13 protein-coding genes are annotated in these 19,049 nt (G+C 33.3%); 9 read left to right on the top strand and 4 right to left on the bottom strand.

Features of this window, described 5'->3' with window-relative positions; all coding sequences use genetic code 11:
• The first annotated feature begins 100 nt into the window (after nt 1-100).
• The 6 genes from NCC77_RS10940 to NCC77_RS10915 all read left to right on the top strand — a co-directional run bounded on the left by NCC77_RS10940 (nt 101) and on the right by NCC77_RS10915 (nt 7,541).
• The gene (locus NCC77_RS10940) at nt 101-1,294 is read left to right on the top strand and encodes an aspartate aminotransferase family protein (protein WP_250835597.1); all 1,194 of its coding nucleotides are present in this window, start codon (nt 101-103) and stop codon (nt 1,292-1,294) included.
• A gap of 264 nt (nt 1,295-1,558) precedes the next feature.
• On the top strand, nt 1,559-2,953 hold the full coding sequence (locus tag NCC77_RS10935) for a tetratricopeptide repeat protein (RefSeq protein ID WP_250835596.1): 1,395 nt from the start codon (nt 1,559-1,561) through the stop codon (nt 2,951-2,953).
• 2 nt (nt 2,954-2,955) lie between these two features.
• A complete protein-coding gene (locus NCC77_RS10930; RefSeq protein ID WP_250835595.1) occupies nt 2,956-3,708 on the top strand; it encodes a shikimate dehydrogenase family protein in 753 nt (250 codons plus the stop codon).
• 68 nt (nt 3,709-3,776) lie between these two features.
• Nucleotides 3,777-4,523, top strand: coding sequence for a lipid A phosphoethanolamine transferase (locus tag NCC77_RS10925; RefSeq protein ID WP_250835594.1), 747 nt, complete (start codon nt 3,777-3,779; stop codon nt 4,521-4,523).
• A gap of 249 nt (nt 4,524-4,772) precedes the next feature.
• A complete protein-coding gene (locus tag NCC77_RS10920) occupies nt 4,773-6,752 on the top strand; it encodes a DUF349 domain-containing protein (protein WP_250835593.1) in 1,980 nt (659 codons plus the stop codon).
• A gap of 369 nt (nt 6,753-7,121) precedes the next feature.
• Nucleotides 7,122-7,541 (top strand): OsmC family protein, encoded by a 420-nt coding sequence (locus NCC77_RS10915; protein WP_250835592.1) that lies wholly within the window; start codon nt 7,122-7,124, stop codon nt 7,539-7,541.
• Between the two features lie 61 nt (nt 7,542-7,602).
• On the opposite strand, the gene NCC77_RS10910 is transcribed toward NCC77_RS10915, so the two are convergent.
• Entirely contained in the window at nt 7,603-8,871 is a 1,269-nt protein-coding gene (locus tag NCC77_RS10910) for a tetratricopeptide repeat protein (protein WP_250835591.1), read from the bottom strand.
• A gap of 39 nt (nt 8,872-8,910) precedes the next feature.
• Entirely contained in the window at nt 8,911-11,550 is a 2,640-nt protein-coding gene (gyrA, locus tag NCC77_RS10905) for a DNA gyrase subunit A (RefSeq protein WP_250835590.1), read from the bottom strand.
• A gap of 257 nt (nt 11,551-11,807) precedes the next feature.
• On the opposite strand from gyrA, the gene NCC77_RS10900 reads away from it, so the two are divergent.
• From NCC77_RS10900 to NCC77_RS10890, 3 genes are all read left to right on the top strand, one after another.
• Nucleotides 11,808-14,354 carry an ATP-dependent Clp protease ATP-binding subunit gene (locus NCC77_RS10900; protein WP_095930861.1) on the top strand — a complete coding sequence of 849 codons (2,547 nt, stop codon included), beginning with the start codon at nt 11,808-11,810 and terminating at the stop codon, nt 14,352-14,354.
• A 140-nt stretch (nt 14,355-14,494) separates the two neighbouring features.
• Complete coding sequence (gene rimK / locus NCC77_RS10895; RefSeq protein WP_095930862.1) at nt 14,495-15,862, top strand: 30S ribosomal protein S6--L-glutamate ligase; 1,368 nt, start codon at nt 14,495-14,497, stop codon at nt 15,860-15,862.
• Between the two features lie 100 nt (nt 15,863-15,962).
• A complete protein-coding gene (locus tag NCC77_RS10890) occupies nt 15,963-16,481 on the top strand; it encodes a DUF421 domain-containing protein (RefSeq protein WP_250835589.1) in 519 nt (172 codons plus the stop codon).
• 12 nt (nt 16,482-16,493) lie between these two features.
• Here the strand turns inward: NCC77_RS10890 and NCC77_RS10885 are convergent, their stop codons facing one another.
• Entirely contained in the window at nt 16,494-18,221 is a 1,728-nt protein-coding gene (locus NCC77_RS10885) for a WG repeat-containing protein (RefSeq protein ID WP_250835588.1), read from the bottom strand.
• 199 nt (nt 18,222-18,420) lie between these two features.
• The gene (locus NCC77_RS10880; protein WP_250835587.1) at nt 18,421-19,047 is read right to left on the bottom strand and encodes a hypothetical protein; all 627 of its coding nucleotides are present in this window, start codon (nt 19,045-19,047) and stop codon (nt 18,421-18,423) included.
• Nucleotides 19,048-19,049: the final 2 nt, after the last annotated feature.

Below are 19,049 nucleotides of genomic sequence, written 5' to 3'. Positions count from 1 at the left end.
GACCTTTGCAACTTTGAACCTCTAAAAAAAAGTTAACCTAAGCGTAAAATAAAAAAAACTTAGAATCTTAGTATCTCAGTACCTTAGCAACTTAAAAAAAATGAATCCAGATTTTATAAAATACCAAGCGCAAACCTCCCCTTACCCACTCGGTATGGAAGTTTCGCATGCCATTGGCTCTTACATATACGACACAAACGATAAAAAATATTTAGATTTTGTTGCTGGAGTTTCGGCGTGTACTTTAGGACATCAGCATCCGCGAGTAAATCAGGCGATAAAAGATCAATTAGATAAATATTCGCATGTAATGGTTTACGGAGAATACTCTCAGAGTCCAGCCGTTCAATATTGCAAATTAATGGCTTCTCTCCTTCCAGAATCTTTAAATAAAACCTATTTGGTCAATTCTGGTACAGAAGCAATCGAAGGTTCGCTAAAATTAGCAAAACGAGTTACAGGACGCAGCCAGCTTATTTCATGTCATAATGCTTATCATGGAAACACCATGGGTTCGATGAGCGTTATGGGATTTGAAGAAAGAAAACAAGCTTTTAGACCTTTGCTTCCAGATGTTGATTTTATCACTTTCAATAACGAAGAAGATCTGCAAAAAATAACTACAAGAACGGCAGCCATTCTTTTAGAAACCATTCAAGGAGGCGCCGGTTTTATTCAGCCAGAAAATAATTTCCTTCAAAAAGTCCGTAAACGCTGTGATGAAGTTGGAGCTTTAATGATTGTTGACGAAATCCAGCCCGGTTTTGGAAGAACAGGAAAACTTTTTGGCTTTCAAAATTATGATGTTATTCCAGATATTGTGGTTATGGGTAAAGGAATGGGCGGCGGAATGCCAGTTGGTGCTTTTACTGCTTCTGCCGAAAAAATGGACCTTTTTACAGAAAATCCAAAACTAGGACATATTACCACTTTTGGAGGTCACCCTGTCATTGCGTCAGCTTGCTTGGCTACTTTGCAAGAATTAACTGAAACAAATTTAATGGCAGAAACGCTGGAGAAGGAAAAACTCTTCAGATCGCTTTTGGTACATCCTTTGATTAAAGAAGTTAGAGGAAAAGGATTAATGCTTGCCGCTATGACAGAATCGGCAGATATTACAAACGAAGTCATTTTAACCTGTCAAGACAGAGGACTTATTTTATTCTGGCTTTTATTTGAAGGATGCGCGATACGAATTACACCTCCTTTGACTATTTCTGAAGAAGAAATTAGAGAAGGTTGTGCCATTATTTTAGACGTGATGGACGAAATAATGAAGAAGAGCAATAACTAAAATACAAAACTATTTGGAGCGCTGTTTTAATAAAACTGACAGAAATTAAAGCTCCATTTCTATTTCAAAAAAGTCTTCCGATACCAATAAAAAAATGACAAAACCGAAGCTAATCCCTTTACAACAAAGGAGATTTCTTCCCAAAATAGAATAAAAAACGCCATATATTGTTAATTAAATTGTTCAAAACAATTAATTTCTTATCCTTACAGCGATTATATGGTTGCCTAAATTTATAACAGGCTAATTTCAAATATACGAAGTATGCAATTAAGCAACGAAGAAGAAGATTATAACCTATCCCTATCCAAATTTGAGTCGATGTTAAAAACTAACAAAGTGCTCTTTTTTGATTCTGAAGAATTCGAGGAAATCATTCTTCATTATTTAGACATAGGTAAGGCTAATTTAGCAAAAAAGGCCTTAAAACTTGCATTAGACCAGCACCCGAAATCTACAGGCTTAAAGTTAGTACAAGTAGAAATGCTGGTTTATGATGACAAACTCGACATTGCTGAAAAGCTTTTGAATGAGTTATACGCAATTGAACCCAACAACGAGGAAATCTATATCCAGAAAGCCAATATCTGCTCAAAAAGAGATCAGCACGAAAAAGCGGTTGAACTGTTAAAAATCGCACTTCAATACACTGATGATTATGCTGATGTGTACAATTTGATCGGAATGGAATATCTTTTTATGGATAATCTTGAACTTGCAAAGGAGAGTTTTATCAAATGTCTTGAAGAAGACTTAGAAGATCAATCTGCTCTTTATAACGTAGTATATTGCTTTGAGTTTTTAGACCAAAATCAAGAAGCTATTGTTTATCTAAACGATTATATCAACAGAAACCCATACAGCGAAATCGCTTGGCATCAGCTTGGACGCCTTCATTATGGCATAAAAGAATATGAAGCAGCAATTCGCGCATTTGATTATGCAACCCTGATTGATGATGAATTTTTAGGCGCTTTTATGGAAAAAGCAAAAGCTTACGAGCGTCTAAAAAAATACAATGAAGCAATTGAAAGTTATAACAGAACCATCGAATTGGACGATGCAACTTCGTATGCGCTTCTTCGAATTGGAAAATGTTATGAAAAACTTGGAAATTTAGCAAAAGCAATTCAATATTATAACCAAACTGTACATGAAGATCCGCTTTTAGACAAAGGTTGGATTGCGATTACAGATTTTCATCTTCGCCAGAAGAACTATCAAAAAGCATTATTTTTTGTGAATAAAGCTTTAGCGATTGATAATCAGAATCGTTTGTATTGGAAAAGATATGCTACAATCAACAAACAAATGAATTTCTTTGAAGAAGCCGAATTTGGTTTTAGAAAAGCGGTTGAATTTGGAGATTATGCATTAGACACTTGGTTGTACTGGGTTGATATTCTTCAGTTTTTAGGAGAATTTGAAACGGCTATTCAAACTTTATTGCAAGCTTCAGAATATTTCCCTGAAGAAAACGAAATCGAATATCGTTTGGCTGGATTGTATTTTATGATTCAAGATAATACAAAAGCTAAATTTCACTTAAGCAATGGCTTACGTCTAAATTTTGATAATTACATCTTAATTGAAGATTTATTCCCAGTTGTTTGGGCAAAAAAAACAGTAAAAAATTATATAGAAAAACATCGTAAATAAGAATGGTTGATATTTTATTAAGAAGACGTTTTGGATTATTAGGACGCAACATAAGCTACTCTTTTTCAAAAGGTTATTTTACAGAAAAATTTAACAATGAAGTTTTTGCTGGTAACAGCTATGAGAATTTTGACATTTCTGAAATTAATTACTTTACAGAATTAATTAAAAACAATCCTGATTTAAAGGGTTTAAATGTTACTATTCCGTACAAAGAACAAGTTATTCCATTCTTAGATAAATTATCAAAAAAAGCCACTCTAATTGGCGCTGTTAATACCATTAAATTTACCAAAAACGGTAAATTAAAAGGCTACAATACCGATTATTACGGATTCAAAAAGTCTCTTAAGCCGCTATTAGAGCCACATCATAAAAAAGCGCTTATTTTAGGAACAGGAGGCGCTTCTAAAGGTGTTGCTTTTGCTTTGGACGAATTGGATATTCCGTACACTTTTGTTTCTCGAGAAGCAAAAGAAAACATCATTGATTATGATTTGATTAATGCAACTACTTTTGACAATTTTCAAATTATAATTAACTGTACGCCAGTTGGAACAAGCCCGAATATTGAATCTTGTCCGAATTTGCCATACGAGTATTTCACAGAAAAACACATTGCTTACGATTTAATCTATAATCCAGCAGAAACCACTTTCTTACGAAAAGCAAAAGAAATGGGCGCTATCATTAAAAATGGTCACGATATGCTTATTTTTCAAGCTGAAAAAGCATGGAAAATCTGGAATAAATAAAATAAGTATCAAAAAATAAAATGTTAATGTATTTTTCGTACTTTTAATCCACTAACTAACAAGTGGTTATGAAGAAAATACAATTACTTAGCATTTTATTTTTTTTATTACACAACCTACTTTCAGCTCAAAACGCAGACACTATACAAAGTCCGTTATCTGAGCCTCGCTACCATTATTTTCTTAAAACAATTCTATTTTATAATGAGTATTTAGATACCGAAAAAGGATCTTTTAACACAACTCAAGTTCGTTTTTTACTGCCAATTGGCAATAAAGCTTGGAATTTACGTTTTGATCTTCCTTTGGTTTCTACTAATACGACTTCAACCAACAAGACAGCCATTGGCGATGTTGGAGGCGGAATCAGTTTTATTCCTTACTTAAGAAATAACAACGGTATTGCGGTAAGAACCCGAGTTTATTCTAACACAGCCGAAGATCCAAATTTTGGAACTGGAAAATGGGTTGTCATGCCCGCTATGGTTTATGGAAGATATTTCAATCAAAAAAAGTTTCTGCTACTGACTACAGTTGAATATCAGCAGAGTTTTGCCGGAAACAGTGATCGTTCCGACATTAGCACTGCACTTTTAGAAAATCTGTTAATGCATTTTTTTGGAAAAAACTGGATTTCTGGAGATATAGCACTTCGCTACAATACTGTTATTGAAGGCTTTCAAAATAATGCTTTTGTTGAATTTGGAAGGAAAATAACACCCTCAAATCTTGTTTACATACACCCTAGCGCTGGTTTCGGTCCTAACAGAACCTATAATTGGGGACTGGAAGCTGGAGTATTGATTCTTTTTTAATTTAAAAGAATAGCAAAATAAGTCCTAAAAAATTGGATTATTGAGAGTCTATTTTAGATACAATGCCAATTTTGAATTTATATATCCTTCAGCAATTCGCTAAAAACAGATTCAACATACTAGAAAACTTTAAGAAAGAATAGGAATTTCATCGTAAAATACCGTATAAACAAGTGATTTATTTTGTATTTAGAAACACCTTTACTATCTTTCGCATTGTTAAAAATAAAAACCTTATACATTTTAAAGATGTTAGAAGAAAAGAATGATAACCTGCATGAAGCAGACGGAAAATCTGGAATCGAAATAAATGATTCTGTAGCAAATGATGCAATCGAAACATCAGATTCTGAAAATTTGACCAAAGATTTGGTCTCAGAAACTGAAAATGAAGTAGAAAAACAAGAAAATGATCATCAAGAAGCATTAGATGTCATTACAAGTTCAAATGCTGCTGAAAGTGAGGACGAAACTTTAAAAGATCGTCATGACATTCCTATGCAGGATTACAACACTTTCTCACTTGACGCTCTTGTTGATGAACTTAAAAAATTGGTTAATATAGACAAAGTAATGTCTGTAAAAGATCATATTGAAGAAATCAAAAAAGCTTTTTTACTACAGTATCACCATCTTATAGAGGAGAAAAAAGAAGAATTTTTAGCTTCTAATCCAGATCCTAATGAAGAATTTGAATATCACCTTCCTTTAAAATCAAAATTTGACGAATATTATAATGTTTTTAGAGATAAAAGAAATGCTCATTTTAAACATTTACAAACCAATCTAAAAAGCAATTTAGAGAATCGTCTGGCTATTGTTGAAGAATTAAAGGAATTAATCAATCCGCAAGAAAACATCAAAGACACTCTTAAGCATTTTAATGAATTAAGAGAAAGATGGAAAAATGCTGGAGCAATTCCAAAAGACAAATACAATCACGTTTGGAACAATTACCATTTTCATGTAGAAAACTTCTACGATTATCTACACTTAGATCGTGAGGCTAGAGATTTAGATTTTAAACATAATTTAGAACTAAAACAAAAGATTATAGCGCGCGTTGAAGAATTGGTAAATGATACCGATGTAAGTAAATCTTTCCGCGAATTACAGGATTTGCACAGAATCTGGAAAGAAGAAATAGGACCCGTTTCTAAAGAGCACCGTGATGCCATCTGGAATCAATTTAGCGAATTGACTAAAAAAATACATGATAAAAGAGAACTTTTATTTGAAAGCCAAAGAGCAAACGAGCAAAAAAATCTTGAAACCAAAAAAGAAATTATTGCTAAAATTGAAGTCCTTGGAAGCGAAAAAGTAAATTCTCATTCGCAATGGCTTATTCAGATTCAGAAAGTAGAAGAGTTAAGAAACGAGTTCTTCACTGCTGGAAAAGTACCTTCTGAAGTAAATGAAGAAACTTGGGCAGCATTTAAAACTGCTGTTCGAAACTTCAACGCTTTCAAAAATTCTTTCTATAAGGATATCAAAAAAGACCAAAACGATAATTTAAATAAAAAACTGGCTCTTGTTGCAAAAGCTAAAGAATTACAGGAAAGCACTGATTTCTCAGCTACAACTCCTGTAATGAAACAGATCCAGGAAGAATGGAAACAAATTGGCCATGTTCCTAAAAAATATTCCGATAAAATCTGGAAAGAATTTAAGGATGCCTGCAACCATTATTTTGATAAATTAAAAGAACATAAATCTGAAGAAAACAGTGAAGAAGTTGCTGCTTTTGACAACAAAAAAACATACCTAGACACTTTAAGATCTTTCCAATTAACTGGAGATCACAAAACAGATTTAGATGCCATAAAAGCTCATATTGAAACTTGGAAAGGATTTGGAAAAGTTCCTTTTTCAAGAAGACATATCGAAGGAAAGTTCAATAAAATCTTAGATGCTCTTTTTGAGAAACTAAGCTTAAGCAAAAAAGAATCTGAAATGATGCGTTTTGCAAACCGCATTGATTCTTTATCTGACAGCAATGATACGCGCAAATTAGACAATGAAAAAATCTTTATTATGCGTAAAATTGAGGAAGTTCAAAATGAAATCTTTCAGTTAGAAAATAACATTCAGTTCTTTACCAATACTAAAAATGCTAAAAAAGAGAATTCAATAGTTACAGAAGTTCGTAAAAATATTGCCATTCACAAAGAAAGCCTTGAAGTTTGGAAAGATAAATTGAAACAATTAAGAAACTTGGGACAAGAATAAATACTAGAAATTCCAATTTTTTAAATTCCAATTAACAACGCTTAATTGGAATTTGGAATTTTATTTTTTTATAATTTAAAAAGATGCAATGACAATCATTGTGTCTTTTTTTATGACGCAAAACTTTGTCAAAGTTTCAAACTTTGACAAAGATTATAAAACCTTGAACAAACTTAAAAACTTTGCGTGCTTTGCGTAAACCCTTGCGTACTTTGCGGTTAAAACTCACTACAACCTAAAACCCAAAACTTAACAATCTCATTAAATTTCATAAAACTATTCTGCAAAATATTGATTATATTTGAGTTACCACTATTAACTAATAATCAAGCAAATAACATTTAACACTAATTTTAAAATAAAGAGAATATGAAATTTACAAGAAAAGCACACGCCAACTGGCAAGGAACCGGTATGGAAGGAAAAGGAACAATAAGCACACAAAGCACCACTTTAGATAATGCACAACTGTCATTTAAAACAAGATTTGCTGATGGCGTTGGTACAAATCCAGAAGAATTGGTTGCAGCGGCGCATTCGGGCTGTTTTACCATGCAATTAAGTTTTTTATTGAACGAAGCAGGCTTTACAGCCGATGATTTAACTACAGAAGCGACAGTAACTTTTGAAGATGGATCTATCACTTTAATTCATTTAGATTTAAAAGGAAAAGTTCCTTCAATCTCTGCAGAAGAATTTACAGCAACTGCAAACAAAGCAAAAGAGATCTGTCCGATATCAAAACTATTAAATACCACCATTACTTTATCTGCTGAATTAATCAGCTAAAAGCATAAAAAAAACCATTCACCGCGGTGAATGGTTTTTTTATATTTTAAAAAGCTTGTAATTACATTTTTGCCTTCAAAGCTTTAGCTTCTGCAGTCATTTCAAGAGCATTGTAAACTCCTAATAATGTTTTAGAAACATCCTCGTTTTTAGGATCTAATTCGTTAGCTTTTTTAAGGTAAGGAATAACTCCTTTGAAAACAGCTTCTCTTTGTGCTTTTAAAACATCGTAACGTTTCATGTCTTTAGCAGAAGTACCTAATTTATTCATCTCGTCGATGATTGGTTTTTCAGCTTCTAATTTTAAAGCAGCAAGATTTAAATAAGCATTTGTATAGTCAGGATTGATTTCAATTGCTTTTAAGTAATATTTCTCTGCGTCAGCAGTGTTTTTAGCTCCAGAGCTAATTACTCCTAAATTGAATACTAAATCAGCATTTTTCGGGTCTTTTTCTAAAGCTTCACCAACTAATTTTTTGTACGTCTCGTAATCTTTACTTTCTAAGTATAAATTAGCTTCAGTTAGAATTAAAGAAGAATCTTCTGGGTTTGCTTTTCTAGCATCAGAGATTGCTTTTTTAGCATCTTCTGTACGTCCTTTTTGAACTAAAATTAAGGCTAAGTTTTTGTAGATTTCACCTCTTTTAGAAGGAATAGCTTCCGTTTTAGGTTTTTCGTGAGTTCCTAATTTAACAGCTAAATCTCTTTCTTTAGCGTTAGCAAAGTTATCTTCACTTCCGTTAGCTTTGTTTACAGCTAAGTACAAAGTTCCTTTTCCAGAAAAGTTTAATTTTTTCAACTCTTCATACATTGGCAAAGCAAGATCATAATCTTGTGAATTCACAGCTGTAGAAGCCGCATAATACAAGTTGATTGTATCTTTCCTGTCTAACTCGTATGCTTCAAACAATTTCTTTGCACCTTCAGCATGCTTGTTTACTTGCGTGTCAGCAATTGCAGAATTAATCAGCAATCCTTTAATGTTAGTAATTGACGCTGCTGCTTGTGTAGAATATTTTTGTTTTCCTGAAGTTTTTTCTACATCAATTAACTTTTTGTAGCTGTCCGCTGCTGCTAACAAGTTTTTACCTTCTTCAACCTTTTTGTTTGCAAGGTCAAGAAAAGCATTTCCTTGAACGAAATAATATTGCGCTTGTTCTGTATCTTTAGCATTTGCAATTAAGTTCTCTGCATCTTTCAATTGAGCAAGAGCACCTTGTGCATCTCCGCCTTTTAATGCCTTTTCAGCATTCTTAATTTGATCTTTCTGAGCAAACGTAGCTACAGAGATCAGTAATGCTGATGCAAGTATTACATATTTACTTTTCATAATGGTATTATTTGTTTGTATTTAATTTTCTGTTTTCACTTATTCTTCAGACTCTTCGTCTTCTGCTTCAGCATCGTCTTCCTCTTCTACTTCATCATCAGAGTCGTCTTCCTCTTCTACAGATCCATCATCTTCTAGAACCTCCAAATCTGGTTTAACTCTCTCAATTGCACCGATTACGTTTCCATCTTCATCTAATTCTACTTCTTCGGCATCATCTTTCATTACAGTTGTTACAGCTGCAATAGAATCTTTACCTTTAAGATTAATCAATCGAACACCTTGAGTTGCACGTCCCATAACACGTAAATCTTCGATTGCCATTCTAATCGTTAATCCAGATTTATTAATAATCATTAAGTCATCTGCATCAGTAACAGCGTTGATCGAGATCAATTTACCTGTTTTATCTGTGATATTAAGCGTTTTAACCCCTTTACCTCCACGGTTTGTAATTCTGTACACGTCTTCTCCGTCGTCGTCAACCAATTTAGTACGTTTTCCGTATCCGTTCTCCGTTACAACTAAGATTTGAGAAGTAGAAATATCGTTTTTATCTACAGTAACCATTCCGATTACCTCGTCAGTTTCATCTTTTAACGTAATTCCACGAACTCCAGAAGCTGTTCTTCCCATCGGACGTGTTTTAGTTTCTTCAAAACGAACTAATTTACCAGATTTAACCGCTAAGATAATTTGGCTTTCTCCGTTTGTCAACTGAGCTCCAATTAATTCATCTCCTTCTTTAATTGTAATGGCAGCAACTCCATTTGCTCTTGGCTTAGAATATTTCTCTAAAGAAGTTTTCTTCACCTGACCTTGTTTGGTTACCATTACAAGATTATGCGTATTGATATAATCTTTGTCTTTTAAATCTTGTGTACAAATGAAAGCTTTTACCTTATCATCACTTTCAATATTTACCAAGTTCTGAATTGCTCTACCTTTTGCTGTTTTACTTCCTTCTGGAATTTCGTAAACACGCATCCAGAAACATTTTCCTTTTTGGGTAAAGAACATCATATATTGGTGGTTTGTTGCCACGAACATGTGCTCTAAGAAATCTTGATCTCTTGTTCCAGCACTTTTCTGTCCAACTCCTCCTCTATTTTGCGTTTTGTATTCAGTAAGATTTGTACGTTTGATATAACCTGCGTGCGAAATTGTAATAACTACATTTTCGTCAGCAATTAAATCTTCTATACTCACATCTCCTCCAGAATACTCGATTTGAGAACGTCTTTCGTCACCGTATTTATCACGAATTTCTGTAAGCTCTTCTTTAATCAAATCTGTTCTCAAATTAACATCTGCTAATAAAGCTTTCAAATGCTCAATTAACTTCATTAATTCTTCAAACTCAGCTCTTAATTTATCTTGCTCCAGACCTGTTAACTGACGTAAACGCATCTCAACAATAGCACGAGCTTGAATATCTGATAATTTAAATCTTTCGATTAATTTCTCTCTAGCTTCATCTGTGTTTTTAGATCCTCTGATTAACGCAATTACTTCGTCGATATTGTCAGAAGCAATAATTAACCCTTCTAAGATATGAGCTCTCTCTTCTGCCTTACGTAATTCAAACTGTGTTCTTCTAACTACAACTTCGTGGCGGTGCTCAATAAAATAATGAATCATATCTTTCAGATTCAACATTTGCGGACGGCCTTTTACTAATGCAATATTATTTACACTAAAAGAAGATTGTAATGAAGTATATTTATATAAGGTATTTAAAACCACGTTTGGTGTAGCATCTCGTTTCAAGATATAAACGATACGCATACCATTTCTATCAGATTCGTCACGAATGTTCGCAATACCTTCAATTTTTTTCTCGTTAACCAAGTCAGCCGTACGTTTGATCATTTCGGCTTTGTTAACCTGATATGGAATTTCAGTAACAATGATACACTCTCTTCCGTCCACTTCTTCAAAACCAACTTTAGCACGCATTACAATACGTCCTCTACCTGTTTTAAAAGCTTCACGAACGCCTTCATAACCATATATTACACCTCCCGTTGGAAAATCAGGAGCTTTAATATGTGTGATTAATTCGTCAACCTCAATATCATTATTATCTAAGTATGCTAAAGTACCATTGATAACTTCAGTTAAATTGTGTGGTGGCATATTAGTCGCCATACCAACCGCAATACCAGTTGCTCCATTTACTAATAAAGTAGGAACTCTTGTCGGCATTACTTTTGGCTCATATAAAGTATCGTCAAAGTTCAGCTGAAAATCAACTGTTTCTTTTTCGATATCTGCCATAATATCTTCTGAGATTTTACGCATTCTGGCCTCAGTATAACGCATTGCTGCTGGACTATCTCCATCGACAGATCCAAAGTTACCTTGTCCGTCAACTAATAAATAACGCATACTCCATTCCTGCGCCATACGTACCATTGCATCATAAACAGAGGTATCACCGTGTGGGTGGTACTTACCCAGAACCTCCCCTACAATTCTTGCAGACTTTTTGTGGGCAGATCTTGACGTTACACCTAAATCATACATTCCATAAAGAACTCTTCGATGCACTGGTTTCAAGCCATCTCTAACATCAGGAAGTGCTCTCGATACAATTACTGACATCGAGTAATCGATGTAAGCTGACTTCATTTCATCCTCTATGTTAATAGGAATTAACTTTTCTCCTTCAGACATAAGTTGTTATATTAAATAATTATATTAGTTTTCAAAGCGTGCCAAGATACGTTTTTTTAAAATTTTTTCAGCCATTTCCTTACACTTATTTAAATGATTTATTAACAACTTTATTTCCGCTTTTAGTTAATAAATTAAGCGTTTTTTAACTCTTTTATTGTCTTTTTTTTCGTCTATTAGCTGACAGTAGTTCTTGAAGGTACGGTTTTTGTTTTTAAAACAGTAATTCACTAAATTTACAATACCAATTATATATTATGGATGATAATTTTTCACCAAGAGTAAAAGATGTAATTACGTACAGTAAGGAAGAAGCTCTTCGTTTAGGGCACGACTTTATTGGTACAGAACATCTTATGCTAGGTATTTTAAGAGATGGTAACGGAAAAGCTATTCATATACTTAATAACCTAGCTGTCGATTTAGATCATTTACGCAGAAAAGTAGAAGTACTTAGCCCTGCCAACTTGAGCGTTGAAGTAAATGCAGAAAAGAAAAACCTTCATCTTACCCGACAGGCAGAAAGAGCCCTGAAGACCACTTTTCTTGAAGCAAAAGTATTTCAAAGTTCATCGATAAGCACGGCACATTTGCTGTTATGTATCTTGAGAAACGAAAACGATCCAACAACCAAGCTATTGAATAAACTAAAAATAGATTATGACGTAGCTAAAGAACAGTATTTAAATATGACTCCAAACGAAGAAGAATTCTTAGAAAACTTGCCAAGAAACGAATCATATAATGATGATTCAGGACAAGATGACAGTCTTAAAGAAAGCAGTTTTAATAATCCCGCCAATAAGTCAAACAAAAAATCTAAGACTCCAGTTTTAGATAATTTTGGGAGAGATTTAACAGAAATGGCCGAAGAAGGAAAATTAGACCCTGTTGTAGGACGTGAAAAAGAAATTGAGCGTGTATCGCAAATTTTAAGCCGTAGAAAAAAGAACAATCCGCTTCTTATTGGAGAACCTGGAGTTGGTAAATCTGCTATTGCAGAAGGACTTGCTCTACGTATTATCCAAAAGAAAGTATCGCGTATCCTTTTCCACAAACGTGTTGTAACTCTTGATCTTGCAAGTTTAGTTGCAGGAACAAAATACAGAGGACAATTTGAGGAAAGAATGAAAGCCGTAATGAACGAGCTGGAGAAAAACGACGATATTATTCTTTTTATTGACGAAATCCACACTATTGTAGGCGCTGGTGGAGCAACAGGTTCTCTTGATGCTTCAAACATGTTCAAACCTGCTTTAGCTAGAGGAGAAATTCAATGTATTGGTGCTACCACTCTTGATGAGTACAGACAATATATTGAAAAAGATGGTGCTTTAGAAAGACGTTTTCAAAAAGTAATTGTGGAACCAACTTCTGTTGAAGAAACAATCGCAATTTTGAACAACGTAAAAGATAAATACGAAGATCACCACAACGTAACTTACACTCCAGAAGCTATTGAAGCGTGTGTTAAGCTAACAAACAGATATATGTCTGAGCGTTTCTTACCAGACAAAGCAATCGATGCAATGGACGAAGCTGGTTCACGTGTACACATCACTAACATCGATGTTCCAAAACAAATTTTGGATTTAGAACGTCAGTTAGAGGAAGTTCGCGAAATGAAAAATATGGTTGTTAAAAAACAAAAATATGAAGAAGCAGCCAAACTTCGCGATGATGAAAAACGTATAGAAAAAGATCTTGCTACAGCACAAGAACAATGGGAAGAAGATTCTAAAAACAACAGAATTGAAGTTACAGAAGATAACGTAGCCGATGTTGTTTCTATGATGACTGGAATTCCTGTTAACAGAATTGCTCAAACAGAAAGCAACAAATTGGCTCAATTGCCTGAATTGATTCAGAATAAAGTAATTGGTCAAAATGAAGCTGTTTTAAAAATCGCTCGTTCTATTCAGCGTAACAGAGCTGGACTTAAAGATCCGAACAAACCAATTGGTTCATTCATTTTCTTAGGTCAGACTGGTGTTGGTAAAACACAGTTGGCAAAAGTATTAGCAAAAGAATTATTTGATTCTGAAGATGCTTTAGTTCGTATTGACATGAGTGAATACATGGAGAAATTTGCGATTTCTCGTTTAGTTGGAGCGCCTCCAGGATACGTTGGATACGAAGAAGGTGGTCAATTGACTGAGAAAGTTCGTAGAAAACCTTACTGTGTAGTTCTTTTAGATGAGATCGAAAAAGCGCATCCAGATGTATTCAACATGATGCTTCAAGTTTTAGATGACGGATATTTAACCGATAGTTTAGGTCGTAAAATTGACTTTAAAAACACTATCATTATCATGACCTCTAACGTTGGTGCTCGTCAGTTGAAAGATTTCGGACAAGGTGTTGGATTTGGTACTGCCGCAAGAACAGCTCAAGCTGATGAAAACTCAAAAAGCATTATCGAAAACGCTTTGAAGAAAACTTTTGCTCCTGAATTCTTAAACAGAATAGATGACGTAATTGTATTTAATGCATTAGAGAAAGCTGATATTGATTTGATTATCGAAATCGAATTGAAAAAACTATACTCTCGCATTGCAGAGTTAGGCTACAAATTAAGCTTAACTGATAAAGCAAAAGCGTTTATCGCTGAAAAAGGTTTTGACAAACAATTTGGAGCAAGACCGCTGAAAAGAGCGATTCAGAAATACGTTGAAGATTTGCTGGCTGAAGAAATCATCACTTCAAAAATACATTCTGGTGATGAAATTATGATGGACTTAAAAGAAGATTCTCAAGAATTATCAGTTGAGATTCATAAAGCCGAAGAGCCAACGAATCAATAAATTAGTCAAAATTTACAACATTCATAATATGCCCGTTACGTTTTCATAACATAACGGGTATTTTTTTTATCAAAAATCACTATCTTTAGTAAAAGCAAATAGCTATTTTTGAATTTAAATTCTATAATAAAAAACAAAATATGCTTCAAAACAAAGTCATTTTAGGTAGCGAAGAATGGTGCTCATTTCCAGAACTTGGAATCCCGACAATTAAGGCTCGTGTCGATTCTGGTGCCAAAACTTCGGCAATGCACGCTTTAAACATAGCTCCTTTTATAAAAAATGATGCCAATTGGGTTAAATTCGACATTAATCCGATTCAGAATAATATCAAAACCATTATTCATTGTGAAGCGCCTTTGGTTGATAAACGAATTGTAAAAAGTTCGAGCGGATTTAGAGAACATCGTTATGTGATCCAAACCAACTTAAAAATTGGCGATGCCAAATGGCCTATCGAAATGACTTTGACCAATCGCGATTCTATGGGTTTTAGAATGCTTTTAGGACGCGAAGCTATGAGCGGCAGGGTTTTAGTCGATCCCGAGCAAAAATATCTTTTAGGACAGCCAACAGCAGAATCTTTAAAAGAATTATACCAAAACTCAGAAAAAGCAACTACAGGCCTACGAATTGGTCTTTTAGCTAGCAATCCAGAGCTTTACAGTAATAAAAGAATTATGGAAGCCGGGGAAATGCGCGGGCACGAAATGCATTTCTTAAATATCAAGGAATGCTACATGAAATTGGATGCAAAAAAACCTGAAATTCATTACCGAGGCGGAAAAATCCTAAACGAATTTGATGCTATTATTCCGAGAATTCGCCCAAGTATCACTTTTTATGGTTGTGCTTTGACACGTCAATTTGAAGCTTTAAAAGTCTTTGTATTAAATTCAGCTACAGCCATAACGCAATCTCGAGACAAACTATATTCTTTACAATTATTATTGAATAGCGGAATCGATATTCCAACTACTGGATTTGCCAATTCTCCGCTTGATACAGACAACTTAATCAAAATGGTTGGCGGTTCACCACTAATTGTTAAATTATTGGAAGGAACGCAAGGAAAAGGCGTTGTCTTGGCTGAAACTAAAAAAGCGGCAGAAAGTGTAATCAATGCTTTTAAAAGTTTAAATGCCAACATCTTGGTTCAAGAATTTATCAAGGAAGCCAACGGAAAAGACATTCGTTGTTTTGTAATTGACGGAAAAGTGGTTGCCGCAATCCAACGTGAAGCGATGCCTGGTGAGTTTAGAGCTAATATTCACCTTGGCGGAACTGCATCTGTTATCAAAGTAACTGCCGAAGAGAAAAAAATCGCCATTAAAGCCGCAAAAGCAATGGATTTGAAAGTGGCTGGAGTTGATATTATCCGTTCGTCTAAAGGTCCGCTATTGCTTGAAGTAAACTCTTCTCCAGGCCTTGAAGGAATTGAAGGCGCAACTAATAAAGATGTGGCAGGAGAAATGATTAGAGCTATTGAAAAGAATTTCAAACTATAATTAAGTTCATTTAAACTTAATTCCCTATAAATAATTTAGCAGCTTTGTCGAAGTTTAAAACTTTGGCAAAGCTTTTTTATTTAACTTTAAAATAAAAAACATGACTTTTCCTTATTTAGATATAATCATACGAAGTGTTGCCGTTTATTTTTTCATGACAATTGCTTTACGAATATTTGGCAAAAAAGAACTTTCACAATTAAACACCGCTGATATTATTCTTATTTTATTAATCAGTAACTCTGTCCAAAATGCAATGGTAGGTCCAGACACAAGTCTTTTAGGCGGTTTGGTGGCGGCTTTAGTTTTATTTGTAATCAACTTTGCTATTAAAAAACTGACACGCCGATATAAAACTCTTGGCAATATATTACTTGACAAACCTCAAATTTTAATTCACGATGGAAAACTGGATTTTAAAGCTTTGAGCAAATTAGATATTTCCGATGAAGAATTAAAAGAAGCCATGCGTGAACACGGAATCGAATTCTTCAAAAACGTAAAACTAGCCATGCTAGAAATTGACGGAACAATCAGTATTATTTCTGAAGACCAGAAAAACTTAAAGCAAACACATTATAAGCGCAAGCATAATCATAAGAATTTGCAGAAGTTTTGATGTGAAAGATCATTATCTTTTTACCAAATTTGATAATCCTAAAATGTCTAGAGGTTGATAAACCGGAAAACCATATTTATTAAAATTCTTTTTTACTACAGTCGCAAAATTATAGTTGAACCAATTAATTTCATCATATTTAATTGGAGATATCAGATTGCCATTTTTATCTATGACCCCCCATCTCCCATTATTAGACACAAATGCAACGTCAGCATCACATTTTGCAACTTTATCATATTTTAAAGTTTTTTGAATTCTACCTTTTTTATTAATTATGTACCAGTTGTTGCCAATACTTCCTATTGAAAATCCCCATGCAAAATCTGTCAAGGTATTATATTTTGGCGAAACTATTTCAACTCCCGTACTATCTATAGCTCCCCATTTGTTATTTTCTCTGTACACAAGAATACCTTCATTAAAATGAAAAAGCATTGCTGATAATGACATATCTATTTTTAATGGTATCGTTTCTTTGCCAATTTCATTTATATAACCGCTTTTTCCATTTAATGACACAAATGCTCCTCTCATATAAACAGACTCAACCTTATCATATTTTATTGGAGTTATAATCTTTCCTTTTCTATTTGCAAATCCATACTTATTATTTTGACATAACAGTAGTAAAGAACTTTCCTTTTGTACTATACCGCAAACATTACTTACAGATTCTTCATTTTCTTTGTAATCATTTATAATAGGAACAATAATTTTAAAATCTTCATCCATATAACCATATTTTCCATCTTTAAATACAACATAGCCAGTTCCTAATGATTCTATTGAGTCATAAATTAACGGTATTATAACTTTACCTTTTTCATTTACAACTCCTACTTTATTTTTTAATTTAACTTTTGCCAATCTTGCATGAAAAGGAAAAAAAGGCTCAAAATTACTATATAGATTTTCATATTTTAAAGAAACTACTACTTTTCCATTCCTCTCGTTAATTATCGCATATTTCTTAGAATCACCGCTTTCGTCATATTTTCCAACGTATGAAAAAGAATTACTAACTCTAATTAATTCGTCATAAATTAATGGAATAATTTCTTTTCCATTTTTATCAATTAAACCTTCTTTAAAGTCCAAGACTACTCTTGCTCTGCCATTTTTATAATCATCAGCATTATCGTATTTAGGCTTAGTTATCTCTTTTCCTTTTGAATTGATATAACCCCATTTTTCATTTAAGTAAACACATAAATTACCTTCACTAAAATTTCTATAGTAATTATTATATTTATCATATTTAATTGGCGTTATTGGTTTTATCTCGCTGTCAACTATGCCCCATTTATTATTTAATTCTACGACGTAAAAATCTTCCTCTACATAATCAATGTCATTGTATTTGAAATCTGACAACAACTTCCCGTTCTTATCAATAAATGCCCATAAATTATTAATACAAACCGCTCCTAATTTCCTACTATCAAATCTTTGAACCTTATCGTATTTCGCAGGTGCTATAATTTTGCCTGTAGAATCAATAATCCCTAATTTATCACTTTTTACAACAAGCGAATATCCTTTATAAATATCAATTATATTATCATATATAGGAGGAATAATTTCTTTGCCGTATTTGTCAATAGCACCGTATTTAGAATAAGCGGTTTTTGATAATTCTAGATTCCAATTTTTAGTAATAGGCTCATTATACTTTCTTTTACAAGAAAAAATAATTAGAATAATAATAACCAAACCTATAACAGATATATTTTTCATGAAAAGAGCAATATTAAAGATGATTATTCTCTTTATTCTGAATTATTTTTTTTCCCAGAACAAAATTTCTAACAAATAAATTATTTCTATTCATTACCAATTACCTTCAAAAGTTTTTAAACCCACATTTTAAGACATTTGTTTTTTCATTTTAACCCATAAAAAAAGCCGATTTCAAATATGAATCGGCTTCTCTAAATTATTTCACAGCACTAATCTTAATCGGAGGATTAGCCATTCTTTTAAACATCCACAGTAAACAGCAAACTGTCAAAACTAGCGTAATAATCAAAAACGGATAGAAACCTACCACTTCAGCTACTTTTTCGAAAATATAAACATACCATTTTATAATCCTTGTACGGGTTATAACTCGCGTCTCCAAATACTTGGCATACCAAGTAAAAATCCCTCCCATCACGGCAACAAAAGCTGCGACAGATCCAGGAACAACAGCAGCGCTAAGAGCCGATATTTGCTTTTCTTCTCGTTTAAATCCTAATTGTTTAAATTTTTCACTAATCGATCTTTCTGCTTTTTTTGTAGTTTCACAATCTTTAAAATCAATAGTTTTATAAGTTACTGAATTTGCATTTCTAACTTCAAACATAATATGAGAATCATTGTCAACCTCAAATTCATATTCAAAAATCTCATTAACATTTATGATCGATTCAAATTCAGAAGAATTAAAAACGTTCTTATCTATTCTTTCAATACTTAAATCAGCATTTTCTTTTGTAATATTTCCAATTATATGCTCTCCATAAATTAGAACTACATTTCCTTCTTCACCTTCAAGAATTATCGGTTTATCAAAAATCATTG

Source organism: Flavobacterium tyrosinilyticum (assembly GCF_023656565.1).
GTDB classification, from domain to species: Bacteria; Bacteroidota; Bacteroidia; order Flavobacteriales; family Flavobacteriaceae; genus Flavobacterium; species Flavobacterium tyrosinilyticum.
The sequence above is the reverse complement of the archived record's forward strand: the minus strand, read 5'-3'. Positions and strand labels throughout refer to the sequence as shown.

Bases quoted from the DNA above. Each gene is read 5' to 3' on its own strand.
- gyrA (WP_250835590.1), bottom strand. From the start codon at position 11,550: ATGTCTGAAGGAGAAAAGTTAATTCCTATTAACATAGAGGATGAAATG.
- NCC77_RS10910 (WP_250835591.1), bottom strand. From the start codon at position 8,871: ATGAAAAGTAAATATGTAATACTTGCATCAGCATTACTGATCTCTGTA.
- NCC77_RS10885 (WP_250835588.1), bottom strand. From the start codon at position 18,221: ATGAAAAATATATCTGTTATAGGTTTGGTTATTATTATTCTAATTATT.
- NCC77_RS10890 (WP_250835589.1), top strand. From the start codon at position 15,963: ATGACTTTTCCTTATTTAGATATAATCATACGAAGTGTTGCCGTTTAT.
- NCC77_RS10915 (WP_250835592.1), top strand. From the start codon at position 7,122: ATGAAATTTACAAGAAAAGCACACGCCAACTGGCAAGGAACCGGTATG.
- NCC77_RS10935 (WP_250835596.1), top strand. From the start codon at position 1,559: ATGCAATTAAGCAACGAAGAAGAAGATTATAACCTATCCCTATCCAAA.
- NCC77_RS10925 (WP_250835594.1), top strand. From the start codon at position 3,777: ATGAAGAAAATACAATTACTTAGCATTTTATTTTTTTTATTACACAAC.
- NCC77_RS10940 (WP_250835597.1), top strand. From the start codon at position 101: ATGAATCCAGATTTTATAAAATACCAAGCGCAAACCTCCCCTTACCCA.
- NCC77_RS10930 (WP_250835595.1), top strand. From the start codon at position 2,956: ATGGTTGATATTTTATTAAGAAGACGTTTTGGATTATTAGGACGCAAC.
- NCC77_RS10900 (WP_095930861.1), top strand. From the start codon at position 11,808: ATGGATGATAATTTTTCACCAAGAGTAAAAGATGTAATTACGTACAGT.
- NCC77_RS10880 (WP_250835587.1), bottom strand. From the start codon at position 19,047: ATGATTTTTGATAAACCGATAATTCTTGAAGGTGAAGAAGGAAATGTA.
- rimK (WP_095930862.1), top strand. From the start codon at position 14,495: ATGCTTCAAAACAAAGTCATTTTAGGTAGCGAAGAATGGTGCTCATTT.
- NCC77_RS10920 (WP_250835593.1), top strand. From the start codon at position 4,773: ATGTTAGAAGAAAAGAATGATAACCTGCATGAAGCAGACGGAAAATCT.